General features: G+C 63.1%; 14 protein-coding genes and 1 tRNA gene. 4 read left to right on the top strand and 11 right to left on the bottom strand.

The window, feature by feature from the left end; genetic code table 11:
- Positions 1 to 143 precede the first annotated feature (143 nt).
- Positions 144 to 827, top strand: coding sequence for a response regulator transcription factor (locus IB267_RS29770; protein ID WP_034802783.1), 684 nt, complete (start codon positions 144 to 146; stop codon positions 825 to 827).
- A gap of 119 nt (positions 828 to 946) precedes the next feature.
- A complete protein-coding gene (locus tag IB267_RS29765) occupies positions 947 to 1,402 on the top strand; it encodes a cyclic nucleotide-binding domain-containing protein (protein ID WP_043625643.1) in 456 nt (151 codons plus the stop codon).
- Between the two features lie 19 nt (positions 1,403 to 1,421).
- On the opposite strand, the gene IB267_RS29760 is transcribed toward IB267_RS29765, so the two are convergent.
- The 7 genes from IB267_RS29760 to tesB form a co-directional block, all read right to left on the bottom strand.
- Positions 1,422 to 3,605 carry a TonB-dependent siderophore receptor gene (locus tag IB267_RS29760; protein WP_192451020.1) on the bottom strand — a complete coding sequence of 728 codons (2,184 nt, stop codon included), beginning with the start codon at positions 3,603 to 3,605 and terminating at the stop codon, positions 1,422 to 1,424.
- Between the two features lie 320 nt (positions 3,606 to 3,925).
- The gene (locus IB267_RS29755) at positions 3,926 to 4,732 is read right to left on the bottom strand and encodes an exodeoxyribonuclease III (protein WP_192451019.1); all 807 of its coding nucleotides are present in this window, start codon (positions 4,730 to 4,732) and stop codon (positions 3,926 to 3,928) included.
- Positions 4,733 to 4,919: 187 nt separating this feature from the next.
- Entirely contained in the window at positions 4,920 to 5,582 is a 663-nt protein-coding gene (locus tag IB267_RS29750; protein ID WP_192451018.1) for an outer membrane lipoprotein carrier protein LolA, read from the bottom strand.
- 206 nt (positions 5,583 to 5,788) lie between these two features.
- Positions 5,789 to 8,446, bottom strand: coding sequence for a DNA translocase FtsK (locus IB267_RS29745; protein ID WP_192451017.1), 2,658 nt, complete (start codon positions 8,444 to 8,446; stop codon positions 5,789 to 5,791).
- Between the two features lie 235 nt (positions 8,447 to 8,681).
- Positions 8,682 to 10,037, bottom strand: coding sequence for an ammonium transporter (locus IB267_RS29740; protein ID WP_192451016.1), 1,356 nt, complete (start codon positions 10,035 to 10,037; stop codon positions 8,682 to 8,684).
- A gap of 27 nt (positions 10,038 to 10,064) precedes the next feature.
- A complete protein-coding gene (locus IB267_RS29735; protein ID WP_192451015.1) occupies positions 10,065 to 10,403 on the bottom strand; it encodes a P-II family nitrogen regulator in 339 nt (112 codons plus the stop codon).
- A gap of 235 nt (positions 10,404 to 10,638) precedes the next feature.
- Positions 10,639 to 11,523: an acyl-CoA thioesterase II gene (gene tesB / locus IB267_RS29730; RefSeq protein ID WP_043624878.1), complete on the bottom strand. Its 885-nt coding sequence runs from the start codon at positions 11,521 to 11,523 to the stop codon at positions 10,639 to 10,641.
- Between the two features lie 84 nt (positions 11,524 to 11,607).
- Between tesB and IB267_RS29725 the strand changes: the two genes are divergently transcribed.
- On the top strand, positions 11,608 to 12,822 hold the full coding sequence (locus IB267_RS29725) for a ubiquinone biosynthesis hydroxylase (RefSeq protein ID WP_192451014.1): 1,215 nt from the start codon (positions 11,608 to 11,610) through the stop codon (positions 12,820 to 12,822).
- Between the two features lie 135 nt (positions 12,823 to 12,957).
- Here the strand turns inward: IB267_RS29725 and IB267_RS29720 are convergent, their stop codons facing one another.
- The 4 genes from IB267_RS29720 to IB267_RS29705 form a co-directional block, all read right to left on the bottom strand.
- A complete protein-coding gene (locus IB267_RS29720; protein WP_192451013.1) occupies positions 12,958 to 13,146 on the bottom strand; it encodes a Trm112 family protein in 189 nt (62 codons plus the stop codon).
- A gap of 10 nt (positions 13,147 to 13,156) precedes the next feature.
- The gene (locus tag IB267_RS29715; RefSeq protein WP_034802753.1) at positions 13,157 to 13,837 is read right to left on the bottom strand and encodes an LON peptidase substrate-binding domain-containing protein; all 681 of its coding nucleotides are present in this window, start codon (positions 13,835 to 13,837) and stop codon (positions 13,157 to 13,159) included.
- A gap of 194 nt (positions 13,838 to 14,031) precedes the next feature.
- Positions 14,032 to 15,006 carry a thioredoxin gene (trxA, locus tag IB267_RS29710; RefSeq protein WP_192451012.1) on the bottom strand — a complete coding sequence of 325 codons (975 nt, stop codon included), beginning with the start codon at positions 15,004 to 15,006 and terminating at the stop codon, positions 14,032 to 14,034.
- A 58-nt stretch (positions 15,007 to 15,064) separates the two neighbouring features.
- Positions 15,065 to 15,574 carry a prolyl-tRNA synthetase associated domain-containing protein gene (locus IB267_RS29705; protein ID WP_082006222.1) on the bottom strand — a complete coding sequence of 170 codons (510 nt, stop codon included), beginning with the start codon at positions 15,572 to 15,574 and terminating at the stop codon, positions 15,065 to 15,067.
- 251 nt (positions 15,575 to 15,825) lie between these two features.
- Between IB267_RS29705 and IB267_RS29700 the strand changes: the two genes are divergently transcribed.
- A tRNA-Gly gene (locus IB267_RS29700) sits at positions 15,826 to 15,900 on the top strand.
- The last annotated feature ends 88 nt before the right edge of the window (positions 15,901 to 15,988 follow it).

Genomic DNA, 15,988 nt, shown 5'->3' with positions numbered 1-15,988 from the left:
ATTCTCACGGATTTTTGCTTTGCCCGTGATTTGGGGGGGCACCATAAGCACGGTTACGGATATAAAGACGTAGCAACGCTGGTTCGCTTGCCAACACAGGCATTTGAGCTAGTTTGAAAACGGAAGCAAACAGGAATTGTCCCATGGCGACCCGTACCATTCTTCTTGTCGATGACGACAATGACCTGCGCGAGACCCTGGTCGAGCAGCTCTCGCTCTACGAGGAATTCGACCTCATCCAGGAAGCGACTGCCGGCAAGGGCATCCAGACGGCGCGTGCCCAGCAGGTGGACCTGTTGATCATGGATGTCGGCCTGCCGGACATGGACGGCCGCGAGGCGGTGAAGCTGCTGCGCAAGGGCGGCTTCAAGGCGCCGATCATCATGCTGACCGGCCACGATACCGATTCCGATACGATCCTCGGTCTCGAGGCCGGCGCCAACGATTATGTGACGAAGCCATTCCGTTTCGCCGTGCTGCTCGCCCGCATCCGGGCGCAGCTGCGCCAGCACGAGCAAAGCGAGGACGCGACCTTCAGCGTCGGGCCCTATACGTTCAAGCCCAGCCAGAAGCTGCTGACGCTCGAAAACGGCCAGAAGATCCGGCTGACCGAGAAGGAAGCGGCGATCATCCGCTATCTCTACCGCGCCGACCAGAAGGTGGTGACGCGCGACGTGCTCTTGGAAGAGGTCTGGGGCTACAATTCCGGCGTGACCACCCATACGCTCGAAACCCACGTCTATCGTCTGCGCCAGAAAATCGAGCGGGACCCTTCCAATGCCGAGATTTTGGTGACAGAGAACGGCGGCTACAAGATCGTTCCGTAGCCGGAATGCGCAGGGTGGAAAACCGATTCTCGCGCGTTCTCCGTAGACTGCTGTTTGCATGGGTTGCGTGCGCGATCCGGTCTAGGCCGGCACCAACGTGACCGTGGGAGGTTAGCCGCTTGGCGCTTAACGACGATATCGTGCTTCTGTCCAACGTGCCGCTGTTCGCCGATATCAGCGAGGACAAGCTGAGGCTGATCGCCTTCGGCGCGGAACGGCGCCGCATCTTCAAGGGACAGGAGCTGTTTCGAGAGGGCGCGCCGGCCGATTGTGCCTATGCGATCGCCAGCGGCAGCCTGTCCCTGTCGAAGGTCGGTGTCGACGGAGCCGAGACGGCGGTCTCGACGGTCAGCCGCGGGGCGCTTCTGTCGGAGCTGGCGCTGATCTCGATGGTCGAGCGCAAGTTCACGGCGACGGCCGAGGAAGACAGCGAAGTCATTCGCATCAATCGGCCGCTCTTCCGCCGCATGCTCGAGGAATATCCTGAAGTGGCCGAGCTCGTCGAAGCGCGCATCCGCGAAAACCTCCAGGCGATGATCCGCCGGGCCGGCGCGCTCGCCGGCCGTTTTGCCTGAACCGCGTTACGGTTCCCCGTTACCACCGATACTTCAGCGAACCGAGCACCGTGCGGCCCTGGCCGAAATAGCAATAGCCATCGGTGCAGACCCCTTCGCGGCGGTCGCCGAGATTGGTGGCGCTGACGGCGAGCGACAATCCGTCGAGTTCGGGGTTCTTGACGCCGAAGTCATAGGCGATCGAGGCGTCGAAATAGACGGCGCCACCGTTCTCGGCGGTGTTGGCATCGGATGTGTAGGAGCTTGACACCAGCCGCACGCCGCCGCCGAGGCTCAGGCCCGCAAGCTGCGTGTCTTCGGGCAGGAGATAGTTCACCCACAGTGATGCGACGTGGCGCGGCTTCGTCGACGGCACGTTGCCGATCAGCGACGGATCGACGTTTCCGGTGATTTCGGCGTCGTTATAGTTATAGGCGGCGATAAAGCTCAGGCCGTTGTCGAACTCCCGGCGTCCTTCCACCTCGAAACCGTTGGTCGTCACCTCGCCGGCCGACTTGTAGTAGTAGCCGACGGGAAGGGACGGGTCGGACACATATTGCGGCGCGCCGCTTTCGACGATCCGGTAATAGGCCGCGCTCAGAGAATAGGCTTCGCCTTCCGGCTGGTACTTCACGCCCAGTTCGACCTGCTCGCCGGTCGTCGGATCGAGCACGCGGCCATCGGCTGAAAGCTCGGTACGCGGCACGAAGGAGGTGCTGTAGCTGGCATAGGGCGCAATGCCGTTGTCGAAGAGGTAGAGCAGGCCCGCCTGTCCGGTGAGTTCGCCATCGTCCTTGCGATCGACGACGCCGGTGTTCTTGTCGGTGCTGGTCTGGTCGACCCAGTCGTAGCGAAGACCGCCGACGGCGCGCCAGTTGCCGAACTCCAGCTGATCCTGGACATAGATGCCGGTCTGACGCAGATCCCGCCCGCTGAAGCTGGTCAGCGCTGGCGTCGGACCGCCGACGCCGAAGGTCGGGTTGTCGAGGTCGAAGCGATAGGCCGGATCGACGGCGCCGAAGCCGAGGCCGAAGTCGGAGGTGATCCAGGTGTAGTCGAGGCCGGTCAGCAGTGTGTGCGAGACCGCACCGGTGTCGAAGGCGGCTTCGAGCTGGTTGTCGATCTGGTAGGCGCGCTGGTCGTCCTTGATGGCAACGGGCAAGCGGTCGAAGACGCCGGGCGCCACCTCTGTCCCGAATTGCAGGTAACGGGCCTTCAAATCCAGATCGCTGACGCGCCCGTGCTGGCGAAAGGTCAGGCCGTTGTCGAATTCGTGCTCGAACTTGTAACCCGCCTGGACCTGGCCGACCTTCTGGTAGTCGTAGTCCGGGTCGCTGTAGCGCAGCAACCGGCCGTCATGCTCGAGCACGCGCGGGCTGGCGTCGCTTTCGCCCTTCTGCCCGAGGCCGTAGACGGTCAGCGACGTGCCTTCGTCCGGCTTCCAGGTGACGGAGGGCTGCAGCAGGTAACGGTCGTCGGCAACGTCGTAGCTGGTCTCGCCGTTTCGCAGAAGCCCGACGATGCGGTAGAGGACGTCGCCGTCGGCCGTTACCGGCCCACCGACATCGAAGGCGGCCTGGGCGCGGCCGATCGTGCCGTATTGCAGCTCGACTCCGCGGTGGGTCTCCTCTTCGGGCATCTTCGAGATGCGGTTGACGATACCGCCGACGCCGGCAGCACCATACATGACCGAGACCGGACCTTTCAGGATCTCGATCCGCTCGAGGCCATAAACCTCCGTCGGGAAGGTGCCGTAATTCATGTAGGGCTGGCGCAGGCCGTCACGGAAATCGCCGGTCGTCGTCGTCTCGAAACCGCGGATATAGATCTGGTCGAATCGCGGATCGAAGCCGAAAGCGCCGGTGGTAACGCCGGCGGCATAACGCGTTGCCTGGATCATGTCCTGCACGCCGCGCTCTTCAAGCTCCTTGCGCGTGACGACCGAGACGGAACGGGGCGTTTCGATCAGCGGCGTGTCGGTCTTCAGCGCCGAGACGTTGCGTGTCGGCACGATCGTGCCGTTGTCCTCGGCGATCGTCGCAGCCGCCTTGCCAGCCGTCGCTTCGATCTTTTCCAAGCGGGTGGTCTTCTGGTTTTCGGCCGATTGCGCACGGGTCGCTGCCGGCGAAAGGATCATGGCGACAGCGCTCGCGGTCAGAACTGTGGTTGCGGAGAGCGTGCGGCGCGAGGCGCGCAGGAAGGTGATCGGCAAGGTCTTCGACATGTCTGGCCCTCTTGCGGGCGCACGAAAACCTTCCGGCAAAAGCCAGAGAAAAGCACCCGAATATCCGAGCGGGACGACATCCCGCTCTCATTTTTGAGAATCGATCACGGCCATGATTGTGGGCCGAACCGACCCGCAATCATTGTGATCTCGTGAAAACGACAGCCGAGCGGCCATCGGAGGCGGTGTCCCCGCCGCCCGACAAGAGGGATAGTCCGTTTGGAAATGCGCATCAAGAAAAATATGATTATTTTAGTCATGTTTTTCTTGATGGAGCGGTAGGCGCCGGAGGCGCGTACCGCCGCCCGGAAAATCATGTCCTAGATGTCGAAGTGCGCGATGACGGGCACGTGGTCGGAGGGGCGCTCCCAGCCGCGCGCTTCCCGCAGGATGTCGACGTTCTTGAGCGCCGGCGCGAGGTCGGCGGACGACCAGATATGGTCGAGCCGGCGACCACGGTCGGCGGCCTCCCAGTCCTTCGCCCGATAGCTCCACCAGGTGTAGAGCTTGGTCGGGGAAGGCGTGTGCTGGCGCATCAGGTCGATCCAGCCGCCGCCGTTCATGACCGTGGTCAGACCTTCGGTCTCGATCGGCGTATGGCTGACGATCTTCAGGAGCTGCTTGTGCGACCAGACGTCGTGTTCCAGCGGCGCGATGTTGAGGTCGCCGACGAGGATCGAGGAAATGCCGGCTTCGGCTTCCGCGTGCAGCAGTTTCATCTCCTCGACGAAATCGAGCTTGTGACCGAATTTCGGGTTGATGCTGCGATCCGGCTCGTCGCCGCCGGCCGGCACGTAGAAATTATGTAGCCGGATCTTCTTGCCGCCCGCCTCGAAGACGACCGAGAGGTGGCGGGCGTCGCCGACGCCGCAATAGTCGCGCCGGTCGCTAAGCTCATGCAGCGGCAGGCGCGAGATCGTCGCCACGCCGTGATAGCCCTTCTGGCCGTGCATCTCGATATGATTGTAGCCGAGCGCCTTCAAGGGCTTGGAGGGAAACTGGTCGTTCGGGCACTTGGTTTCCTGCAGGCAGAGGATATCGGGCTGCCAGGTCTTCAAGAGATGCTCGACCAGCGGCATGCGCAGGCGAACGGAGTTGATGTTCCAAGTGGCGACGGAAAGGGCCATGCGTCATTCCCTGATCGGCTGAGGCCGGACGCTTGCGAAGGGAAGGCCGGCTCGGGATGGATGTTTGACCCGAGCTTTAAGCAGGTCCGGCGCGCCGGGACAAGGAATGGAGGGGAGGCAAGGCATGAAAAAAGGCCGCACCAATGGAGGGCGGCCTGGTGTCGACAAATCCAGCGATTGAGATTGCTCAGCCGCCCTTTTTGTTGCGAACCTCGTCATAGGGGATCTGGAAGACCTTGTCGTCCAGCGCCATGCCGGTCTGGACGTTGAAGATCATCACCGAGGTATCCTTCTTCTGGGCGTCGGTGATTGTCCACTGGCGCAGGTCGTAGGTCTTCGGGTCGAACATCATGGTGATGGTCGAATCGCCGAAGATCGAGCGGTCGCCGAGCACGATGGTGATGAGGTCGGACTCTTCCTTGACGCCACGCACCATCTTGCCAGTCAGGTCGATCCTCTCGCTCAGCAGCAGATTGAGCGGTGTCTTCGACAGCGGATAGATGTCCCAGGTCTTGAGCTTCATGTTGCCGATGACGACGGACTTGCCGTCGGCGATGACGCGCATCGGGGAGGGGGCCTCGTAATTGAAGCGGATGCGGCCGGGACGGCGGATATAGAACTTGCCGCCGGTCTGCTCGCCGCGCGGGCCGAACTGAACGAATTCGCCGGCCATGGTCTTCACCGAGGAGAAATGGTCGGCGATCTTCTGGGCAGCGCTCGGGGCCTGCGCGAAGGCCGGGCCGAGGTTAAGACCGGTGCCGCCGATGCCGCCGAGTGCCGCAAGCCCGCACGCGAAGAGGCGGCGCGACATCACCGGGTGGTTGCGCTCGCCAGTCTTAGTCTCTGTCATCTCGGTCTCCTTCATTTACGAATCATCTGGAGCGCAAGTGCGGCGCCTTCAAGGCGCCATTTTCGAGCTTTTTCGCTCGCGCTCTCACATGACTGTTACCGGTTTGGCCGTTTATGCGGGGCCTTTGCCCGCGTCCGCCGGGCGTCTTTTCTTTCAATGCCTTCGCTTGACGCGAATCTGCTGGAATCGCCTTGCCGTCCGGTGGCTTACTCTTCGGTCGGAACGAGGATCTCGCGCTTGCCGGCGTGGTTCGCCGGGCCGATGATGCCTTCCTGCTCCATGCGCTCGATCAGCGATGCGGCACGATTGTAACCGATTCCGAGGCGACGCTGCACGTAGGACGTGGAGGCCTTGCCGTCGCGCAGAACGACGGCGACCGCCTGGTCGTAGGGATCGTCGGAATCGGCGAGATTGGAGGTGCCGGCCGGGCCGCCGCCCTCGCCATCCTCGTCGTCATCCTCGGTGATGGCATCGAGATATTGCGGCACGCCTTGCGTCTTCAGATAGGCGACGACCTCTTCGACCTCGGTGTCGGAGACGAAGGGGCCGTGGACGCGCTGGATGCGGCCGCCACCGGCCATGTAGAGCATGTCGCCCATGCCGAGCAGCTGTTCGGCGCCCTGTTCGCCAAGGATAGTACGGCTGTCGATCTTCGAGGTGACCTGGAACGAGATGCGCGTCGGGAAGTTCGCCTTGATCGTGCCGGTGATGACGTCGACCGAGGGGCGCTGGGTCGCCATGATGACGTGGATGCCGGCGGCGCGGGCCATCTGCGCGAGCCGCTGCACGGCGCCTTCGATGTCCTTGCCGGCGACCATCATCAGGTCGGCCATTTCGTCGATGATGACGACGATGTAGGGCATCGGCGCCAGATCGAATTCTTCCGTCTCGTACATGGCTTCGCCGGTCTGGCGGTCGAAGCCGGTCTGCACTGTGCGGGTGATCTGCTCGCCCTTGGCAAGCGCCTGCTCGACGCGGCTGTTGAAGCCGTCGATGTTGCGCACGCCGATCTTCGACATCTTCTTGTAGCGCTCTTCCATCTCGCGCACCGTCCACTTCAGTGCGACGACCGCCTTCTTGGGGTCGGTCACGACAGGCGAAAGCAGGTGCGGGATGCCGTCATAGACGGAGAGTTCGAGCATCTTCGGGTCGATCATGATCAGGCGGCACTGATCGGGGCTCAGCCGATAGAGCAGCGACAGGATCATGGTGTTGATCGCGACCGATTTGCCGGAGCCGGTGGTACCGGCGACGAGCAGATGCGGCATCTTGGCGAGATCGGCAACGACGGGCTCGCCGCCGATCGTCTTGCCGAGCGCCATGGCAAGGCGGGCCTTGGAGGTTTCGAAGTCGCGCGAGCCGATGAGTTCGCGCAGATAGACGGTTTCGCGCCTCTGGTTCGGCAGTTCGATGCCGATGGCATTGCGGCCGGGAACGACGGCGACGCGGGCCGCGATCGCGCTCATCGAGCGGGCGATATCGTCGGCAAGGCCAATGACGCGGGAGGACTTGATGCCGGGCGCCGGTTCCAGTTCGTAGAGTGTAACGACCGGGCCGGGGCGAACGTGGATGATCTCGCCCTTGACGCCGAAGTCTTCAAGCACGCCTTCGAGCATGCGGGCGTTCTGTTCCAGCGCATCGGGCGAGAGCGAGGCGTCGCGGCTGACATTCTTCGGCTCGGCGAGGAAATGCATCGGCGGCAGTGTGAAGTCGCCGTCGTTGTCTTCGACGAAGGAGCGCTGGGCTTCGCGTTCGATCCGCTGGCCGGTCTTCGGGCGGGGACCCGGCGTGACGACGCGCGAGCCGCCCTTGGGCAGGCCCTGCTTCGGCGGCGCCGCCTTCGGCGCCCAGTCGGCAGCCGGATCGTAGTCTTCGTCGTCGGGCAGAATGCCGGCGGGGCGGCGCTCGTCGATGTCGAAGGGCATGTCGTCATCCTCGTCGTCGGCCATGATCGGCGGCGGGGTGAGGATGCGGCGCTCGGAGCGGTCGAGCGAGGGCTCGATGCGGTCGCCGGCGGCCATCGGCTTCGGCCGGGCGGGCTCGTTCAGCGTGCCGAACTCGTCGTTGTTGAAATCATAGGGCTCGTCGTACTGGCGCTTGGGTGTGGCGCGGGTGCCGCTCATGCCGAAGATGCGGCGCATGCGCGCGTGCATGGTGTAGCGCATATGGGCAAAGGAGCCCATCAGCAGGGTGAAGGGGCCTTCGCTGTCGTCCTCGTCCAGTTCGTCGCGCACGGTGCGCGCCTTGCTCGGCGTCGGCTCGGCGATTTCCTCTTCCTCCTCCTCGTCGCTGACGCCGATCAGGCCGGCGCTATAGACCAGGCACCAGGCGGCGGGAACGGCGAAGATACAGGCAAGAATGGTCGCAAGCGTGCCGGTCGGGAAGGCACCGGTAAAGAGCGCCGGGAACCGCAGGATCATGTCGCCGAAGACGCCGCCGAGGCCGTTGGGCAGCGGCCAGGTGATGGGGGCGGGAACGCAGCTGAGTGCTGCGCCGGCAAGCACGGAACCGACGAACCAGAGACCGAGGCGCTTGAAGACCTTGTCGAAACGCTTGCCGCCGATCAGCACCAGGGCCCAGGCGACGGCCGGCAGGAGGGCCACGACGCTGGCCAGCCCGAAGAACTGCATGAAGATGTCGGCAAAGGCAGCGCCGGTGTAACCGAGCACATTGGTCGGCGCTTGTGACGTGGCGTAGGAGAAGCTTGGATCGGCGACATTCCACGTTGAGAGCGCAGCGACGGCCAGCGCCAATGCGCCGAACAGCGCAAAGCCCGCCAGCGACGCGATCTGTCGCCAAACGAAGGTGGTTAGCACGAACCGGTTGGAACGGCTGTCAAGCGCTGCCGGATTGCTTCTGCTCATGTTGCCTGCTGCCCGTCTCGATCTTCACGGCGCATTGCGCGCCATGGAATCAACCTAAGCGGTGTACGGTTAATGCGACATTAACCATGCGTAGTTGGCGCTAAAATAGCAGTCGCAGCCGGACCGATCGGCACGAAAAAGGCCCGGAGCTTCCGATCCGGGCCAAGAGCGATCCGCGTGGGGCGGATCGCGACGGGACTGTAGACGGCGCCGGACTGCCGGCGCCGCGATCCGCTTAGCTGTGGTAGGCGGCTTCGCCGTGCGACGAGAGGTCGAGGCCCTCGCGTTCGGCTTCGACGGAGACGCGCAGGCCGACGATCGAGTCCACCAGCTTGTAGAGGATGACCGAGACGGCGCCGCACCAGACGATGGTGATGGCAACCGCGGTCAGCTGGGTCATGAACTGGCCACCCATGGTGACGCCGTCGGCATAACCGATGCCGCCGAGCGACGAGGAGGCGAAGATGCCGGTCGCAAGCGCACCGAAGAAGCCGCCGACGCCGTGGACGCCGAAGACGTCTGCGGTGTCGTCGTAGTGGAACTTGTTCTTCACGACCGAGACGAAGAAGTAGCAAAGCGGCGAGACGAGCACGCCCATGACGATCGCGCCCATCGGGCCGGCAATGCCGGCGGCCGGCGTGATGGCGACGAGGCCGGCGATCATGCCCGAGGCTGCACCCAGCATGGAGGCCTTGCCGCGGGTGATGGTTTCGACCACTGACCAGGAGAGGACTGCGGCTGCGGTTGCAAGGAAGGTGTTGACGGTTGCGAGAACCGCGCCGCCCGAGGCTTCGAGGTTCGAGCCGGCGTTGAAGCCGAACCAGCCGAACCAAAGCATGGCAGCACCGACCAGCGTCAGCGTCATCGAGTGCGGTGCCATCATGTCACGGCCGTAGCCGGTGCGCTTGCCGACCATGATCGCGCCGATCAGGCCCGCAACGCCGGCATTGATGTGAACGACGGTGCCGCCGGCAAAATCGAGCGCGCCCATGCCGAAGAGCAGGCCGTTGCTGTCCCAGACCATGTGGGCGATCGGGAAGTAGACGAAGGTGGCCCAGAGGATGGAGAAGAGCACTGCGGCCGAGAACTTGATGCGTTCGGCAAACGCGCCGACGATGAGCGCCGGCGTCAGCGCCGCGAAGGTCATCTGGAACAGCATGAAGATGTATTCCGGAATGACGACGCCTTCCGAGAAGGTTGCCGCCGTGCTCTCACCGGTGACGCCGGCAAGGAACATCTTGGCGAAGCCGCCGAAATAGGGGCTGGTCGAGCCGCCGAAGGCGAAGGAGTAGCCGTAGACGACCCAGACGATCATCATCGCCGCGCCGATCACGGTGCACTGCATCAGCACCGACAGCATGTTCTTGGCGCGCACGAGGCCGCCGTAGAAGAGTGCGAGGCCGGGGATCAGCATGAAGAAGACGAGAAGCGTCGAGAAGAACATGAAGGCGGTATCGGCCTTGTCCGGGACCGGCGCTGCGGCGGCTGCAGCCGGAGCTGCTTCCTGTGCGAAGGCGATGGCCGGCGCAAGCAAGGCGGCGCCGAGTGCGCCGAGGCGTCCAAGAGAGGTGGTAAGTTTGCTGGATGACATCGAGAAGTGCTCCCTGAACGGCGTGATTTACAACGCTTCTGAATCGGTTTCGCCGGTGCGGATGCGCACGGCATGGTCAATGGCGTAGACGAAGATCTTGCCGTCGCCGATCTGGCCGGTCTTGGCGGCTACGGCGATCGCTTCAACGGCCTTGTCGACGAGCTCCGAAGGGACGGCGATCTCGACCTTCAGTTTCGGCAGGAAGCTCACGGCATATTCGGTGCCGCGGTAGATTTCGGTATGTCCCTTCTGGCGGCCGTAGCCTTTGACTTCGGTCACGGTCAGGCCCTGGATGCCGACAGCAGTGAGGGCTTCGCGAACCTCATCGAGCTTGAACGGCTTGATAATGGCCATCACAATTTTCATCTGGTTTCATCCTTGTTCGCCTCCGGCGGAGGCCGTCTCTCCTTGCTGCGGAGCGCCCCAAGCGCCGTGCAACCGAACCATGACATTCAAGGGGCGTGCCAGATTCGGATGTCTGTCTTAAGTGTATGAAAAAAAATAGAAAAAAAGAAAGCCGCAGCACGAATGCTGCGGCGCATCAAAAAATCGGCACTTTAGAAGATTAAAAAATAGGCAGAATGAAACTTCTGCTTATTTCCTATTCAGATGCCTTTTTCCGGATCAGCCCTTCCTGCGCGACGGAGGCGATCAGTACGCCGGAACGCGTAAAAAGGCTGCCTCTGGTCATCCCGCGGGCACCATGTGCACTCGGACTGTCCTGGGTATAGAGCAGCCAGTCGTCCATCTTGCAGGGGCGGTGGAACCACATGGCATGGTCGAGGCTTGCGACCTGCAGGTTGCGGTCGAAGACCGACGTGCCGTGCGCGTAGAGCGAGGTGTCGAGCAGCGTCATGTCGGAGAGATAGGCAAGGATCGCCGCCTGGATATGGCGCTCGTCCGGAACGGTGCCCACCGCCTTGACCCAGACATCCTGGATCGGTTTGCCGTCGTCGCGGGTGAAATAATGGTGAAACGAAGCCGGGCGGATCTCGATCGGCCGTGGCCGTTCCCAGTAGCGACGGATCGCCTCGGGCGCATGCACGAGGAACTTTTCCTTCAGCTCCTGCTCGCCCGGCAGCGTCTCGGGCATGGCGAGATCAGGCATGTCGATCTGGTGGTCGAAGCCGTCCTCGTCGTACTGGAAGGAGGCGGACATCGAGAAGATCGCCTTGCCATGCTGGATGGCGACGACCCGGCGGGTGGCGAAGCTCGTACCGTCGCGGATGCGGTCGACCTCGTAGATGATCGGCACCGAAGGGTCGCCTGGCCGCATGAAATAGGCGTGCAGCGAGTGGACGAAGCGGTCCGCATCCACGGTGCGCTGGGCGGCAACCAGCGCCTGGCCGATCACCTGGCCGCCGAAGACCCGCTGCCAGCCGACCTGTGGGCTCAAGCCCCGGAACAGATTTTCCTCGAGTTTTTCGAGATCGAGAATGGCCAGCAGCGCATCCATGGGGGTGGCGGTCTCGGTGGGGCGCGACATTTCGGCTTTCTCCGATGGTAGGAACGTCGATGGCATTGATCTATATAGACATAAAACGATGCTCAAGTGCGACGGAGAAAGCCGATGCTCGATGTCTTGATTGCCGGTGGCGGCTATGTCGGCCTTTCGCTCGCGGTGTCCTTGAAGAAGGCGGCGCCGCATCTCGACGTGATGGTGATCGACGGCGCGCCGGAAGATGCCTGGAAAAAGGACCAGCGCGCTTCCGCCGTTGCGTCCGCGGCCGAGCGCATGCTCGACGTGCTCGGCGTCTGGGATGAGATCGCGCCGGAGGCCGAGCCGATCCGCCGCATGGTGATCACCGATTCGAAGGCGGCCGATCCGGTGCGCCCCGTGTTCCTGACCTTCGACGGCGACGGCGGCGAGGGTCGTCCCTTCGCCCATATGGTGCCGAACACGGCGATGGTCGGCGCACTGCGCCGCGCTTGCGAGGCGCTCGGCGTCGTCAATCGCCAGTCGACCATGGTCGAGAGCTTCAAGAGCGGCGACCATGCGGTGGCCGTGACGCTTGCCGGAGGGGAAGAGCTGCAGGCCCGTCTTCTGGTCGCTTGCGACGGCGTGCGCTCGAAGCTGCGCGATGCCGCAGGCATCAAGACCGTCGAGTTCGATTATGGCCAGTCCGGCATCGTCACGACCGTCGAGCACGAGCGGCCGCACGAGGGCACGGCGGAGGAGCATTTTCTGCCGGCCGGGCCGTTTGCGACCCTGCCGCTCAAGAACAACCGCTCGTCGCTCGTCTGGACCGAGCGCACCGAGGATGCCGAACGCCTGGTCAAGGGCGACGATTTCCTGTTCGAGGAAGAACTGGAGCGCCGCTTCGGCCACAAGCTCGGCCACCTGAAGGTGGTCGGCGGCAGGCGGGCATTCCCGCTCGGGCTGACGCTTGCCCGTGATTTCGTCAAGCCGCGCTTCGCACTTGCCGGCGACGCGGCCCATGGCATCCACCCGATCTCGGGGCAGGGGCTCAATCTCGGCTTCAAGGATGTGGCAGCGTTGGCCGAGACCATCGTCGAGGCGGATCGTCTCGGGCTCGACATCGGCTCGCTTGCGGTGCTTGAGCGCTACCAGAGCTGGCGGCGCTTCGACACGTTCCGCATGGGTGTGACGACCGACGTGCTCAACCGGCTGTTTTCCAACGACATCACTCCGGTCAGGATCGCCCGCGATTTCGGCCTTGGCCTCGTCGATCGCATGCCTTCGCTGAAAAGCTTCTTTATCCGCCAGGCGGCCGGCATTGCCGGAGACGCGGATCCGCGGCTGCTGTCCGGCCAGCCGATCTAGGCTCGTGTGGTTTGGAGTTTGACCCTGTCCTCGGGTTTAACCTGAGGACTGGCCCTCTCCCTGCAAGCGGGGAGTGGCCGGCAGGCCGGATGAGGGGCAGCTGAAAACGTGACGTTCGAGGGGCCGACTCGGCCCTCAATCCTCGATCTTGCGGGCTTCCGAGATCAGCATGATCGGCACGCCGTCGCGGATCGGATAGGCGAGGCGGGCCTTTTCCGAGATGAGCTCGCCGGCTTCCGCATGATAGCTGAGACGGCCCTTGGTCAGCGGGCAGACGAGCAGTTCGAGCAGTTTCGGGTCGACCTTGCTGGCATTGATATCCATTGTCCGTCGCTCACTGCAAAATGCTGTCCATATCGCCGAAGTCGCGCGCGAGCACGATCTCGGTGATGGCGATCAGGGTTTCGGCACGGGTCTTGAGATCGGGGGCCTCGAGCAGCGCCTGTTTCTCCGCCGGGCCATAGGGCGACATCATCGCCATGGAGTTGACCAGCGTGCGGTTGCTCGCGCGCTCGACGCTTTCCCAGTCGGCTTTCAGCTTGTTGGCTTCGAGATAGGCCTTGAAGGCGGCCAGCAGCGCCGCTCGATCGACGAGGGTCTCGTCGTCGCGATTTTCGAGATCGGCGGCAAAGGGGCCGATGCGGAAGCGGCGGTAGCCGCGGGTGCCGCCGACTTCCGAAAACAGCCGGTAGCGGCACACGCCCGTGAGCGAGGTGATGTAGCGGCCGTCGCCGGTCTCGGCAAAGGAAGTGATGCGGCCGATGCAGCCAACCTCGCAGAGCGCCTGCATCGGGCCGGTGGCGGTGTCGTTGCGACCTTCACAGAAGGACGGTTGCACGATGCCGATCAGCCGGTTGCCGGAAAGCGCGTCGTCGAGCATGGCGAGATAGCGCGGCTCGAAGATGTTGAGGGGAAGCTGGGCGCCGGGAAGCAGCAAGGCACCGGTCAACGGAAACACCGGAATGATCTCCGGCAAGTCCTTCGGACCGAGATAGCGTGCATTTCCGACGTGCATTTCCGATAGACCCTGCCGGTATTCGCTTTGCCCCGCCAAGGAAGCGCGGTCAACCAGATCAAAAGATGGTGCGCTGCTTGAAAATCTCAAGGGAGGAGCCTGTCGATCTTCACAGGTGAAGATGGATCGTGATCGGATCCGCTTACGAAAAGGGGCGCCGACGCGCCCCTTTCAAAAAAAACATGCCTGCCGGTTCAGGAGAACAGGATCGACGAGAGCTTGCGCCGGGCAGCGATCGTTGCCGGATCCTTCGGGCCCCAGACTTCGAAGAAGGAAAGCAGCTCGCGACGCGCGCCGTCGTCGTCGTAAGCCCGGTCGCGCTTCATGATCGTGAGCAGATGGTCGGCCGCAGCCATCCGGTCGCCCTCGACGTTGCGGATCTTGGCGAGCAGCACGCGCGCCTCGTGATCATCGGGGTTTGCGGCGAGGCGCCGTTCGAACTCGTTGGGATCGCCGAGCTTGCGGGCTTCCTCGATCTGGTCGAGCTTCTTGCCGAGGGCGGCAATGCCGGCGTCCTTGGCAAGATCTTCCGGCAGGCTGGACAGCGCCTCGCGGGCCTCGGCGAGCTGCCCGAGCGCGATCATGCAATCGACCATGCCGGCGATCGCGACGACGTTTTCGGGATCGGCCTGCAGCACGGCGCCATAGAGGCCGGCGGCGTTCTCGGCATCGCCGGCATCGATCAGCGCCTTGGCGTCGGCGAGAACCGCTTCGATCTCGGCCTTGCTGTCGTCAACGGCGGGGCCGGCGATCTTTTCGATGAACTGCTTGATCTGGCTTTCCGGTACCGCGCCCATGAAGCCGTCGACCGGGCGGCCGCCGACGAAGGCGATGACGGCGGGGATCGACTGGATGCCGAGCTGGCCGGCGATCGAAGGATGATCGTCGATGTTCATCTTGACGAGCTTGACGCGGCCTGCGGCTTCCGTGACCACCTTTTCGATGACGGGGGTCAGCTGCTTGCAGGGACCGCACCAGGGCGCCCAGAAATCGACGAGAACCGGCTGCTGCCTGGAGGCTTCGAGCACGTCCTTGGTGAAGTTGGCAGTGGTGGTTTCCTTGATCAGGTCGCCGCTCGACGCGGCCGCCGGCGCCGGCTGGCCGAAGGAGGCCGAGGCCGTCATCTGAGTGCCGAAAGACCCTGCATAGGGATTGTCGCTGCCCGTCATTCTTCTCTCCTCGCCGGCTCGTCCGCCAGCTTACTGCATTCGCGCCAAAGATCGTATGTCAGGCCGTGACTTTCAAGACAAGCGGTTCGTGTCCGGTCGCTTCCATGAAGCGCAGAAGATCCTTCGAAGCGATCGCGGTCGTCGCGTCATTGGAAAGCGGGTGGCAGTTGACGATATCGAACGTCATCAGCGCCTCGTCGAGGATGACCTTGACGTTGCCCCCGGTGTCGTTGATCGCGCCGAAGGCGGTCACCGCACCCGGAATGACGCCGAGATATTCCATCAGCTTCTCCGGCTTGCCGAAGGACACCTTGCTGGCCGCGCCGATCACCTGGTGCACGGTCTTCAGGTCCACCGTCGCGTGCTCCTCGACGGTCAGCAGGAAATAGTTGTCCTTCTTGTCCTTCACGAAGAGGTTCTTCGTGTGGCCGCCGGGCATCTCGTCGCGAAGCGCCACCGATTCAGCCACGGTGAAAACCGGTGCGTGGGTCTTCGTCTTATGCTCGATTCCAAGTCCATCGAGAAAATTGAAGAGGTCTTCGGCGGTTTTCGGCTGTGATTCACGCATGATTCTCATCCCTTGGGCACTCGTTTCGTCTCAGCTTTAGGGGAGAAGCCCGTCAGGACGCAATCTCACAGGCGGCGAGGCCAGCCAAAAACGCGGCATTTCCGGGCTTTGCGGGGGGTCTCCCAAAAAATATTCGATTTCTCGTCATTTCCCTGTTGCATTCCAAAATCGCTTAGGCCATATACCGCCCGTCGCCGCAAGACAGCGCCGACGCCACGGTCCACCGACTACCCCCGGACCTTGGATGATGAGCGGGTGTAGCTCAGGGGTAGAGCACAACCTTGCCAAGGTTGGGGTCGGGCGTTCGAATCGCCTCACCCGCTCCAATTTCTCCCAACCACTTCATTTCACAGCCATTTCTGGAATGAAACGGCATTTGCCGTCAGGCATTGCATGCGCCGTTAGTGCGAGTCC

Origin of the sequence: Ensifer sp. ENS09 (assembly GCF_014852425.1) — a bacterium.
Lineage (GTDB): Bacteria > Pseudomonadota > Alphaproteobacteria > Rhizobiales > Rhizobiaceae > Ensifer.
Note: the sequence above shows the minus strand (reverse complement) of the source record. Positions and strands in the feature narration are given on the sequence as shown.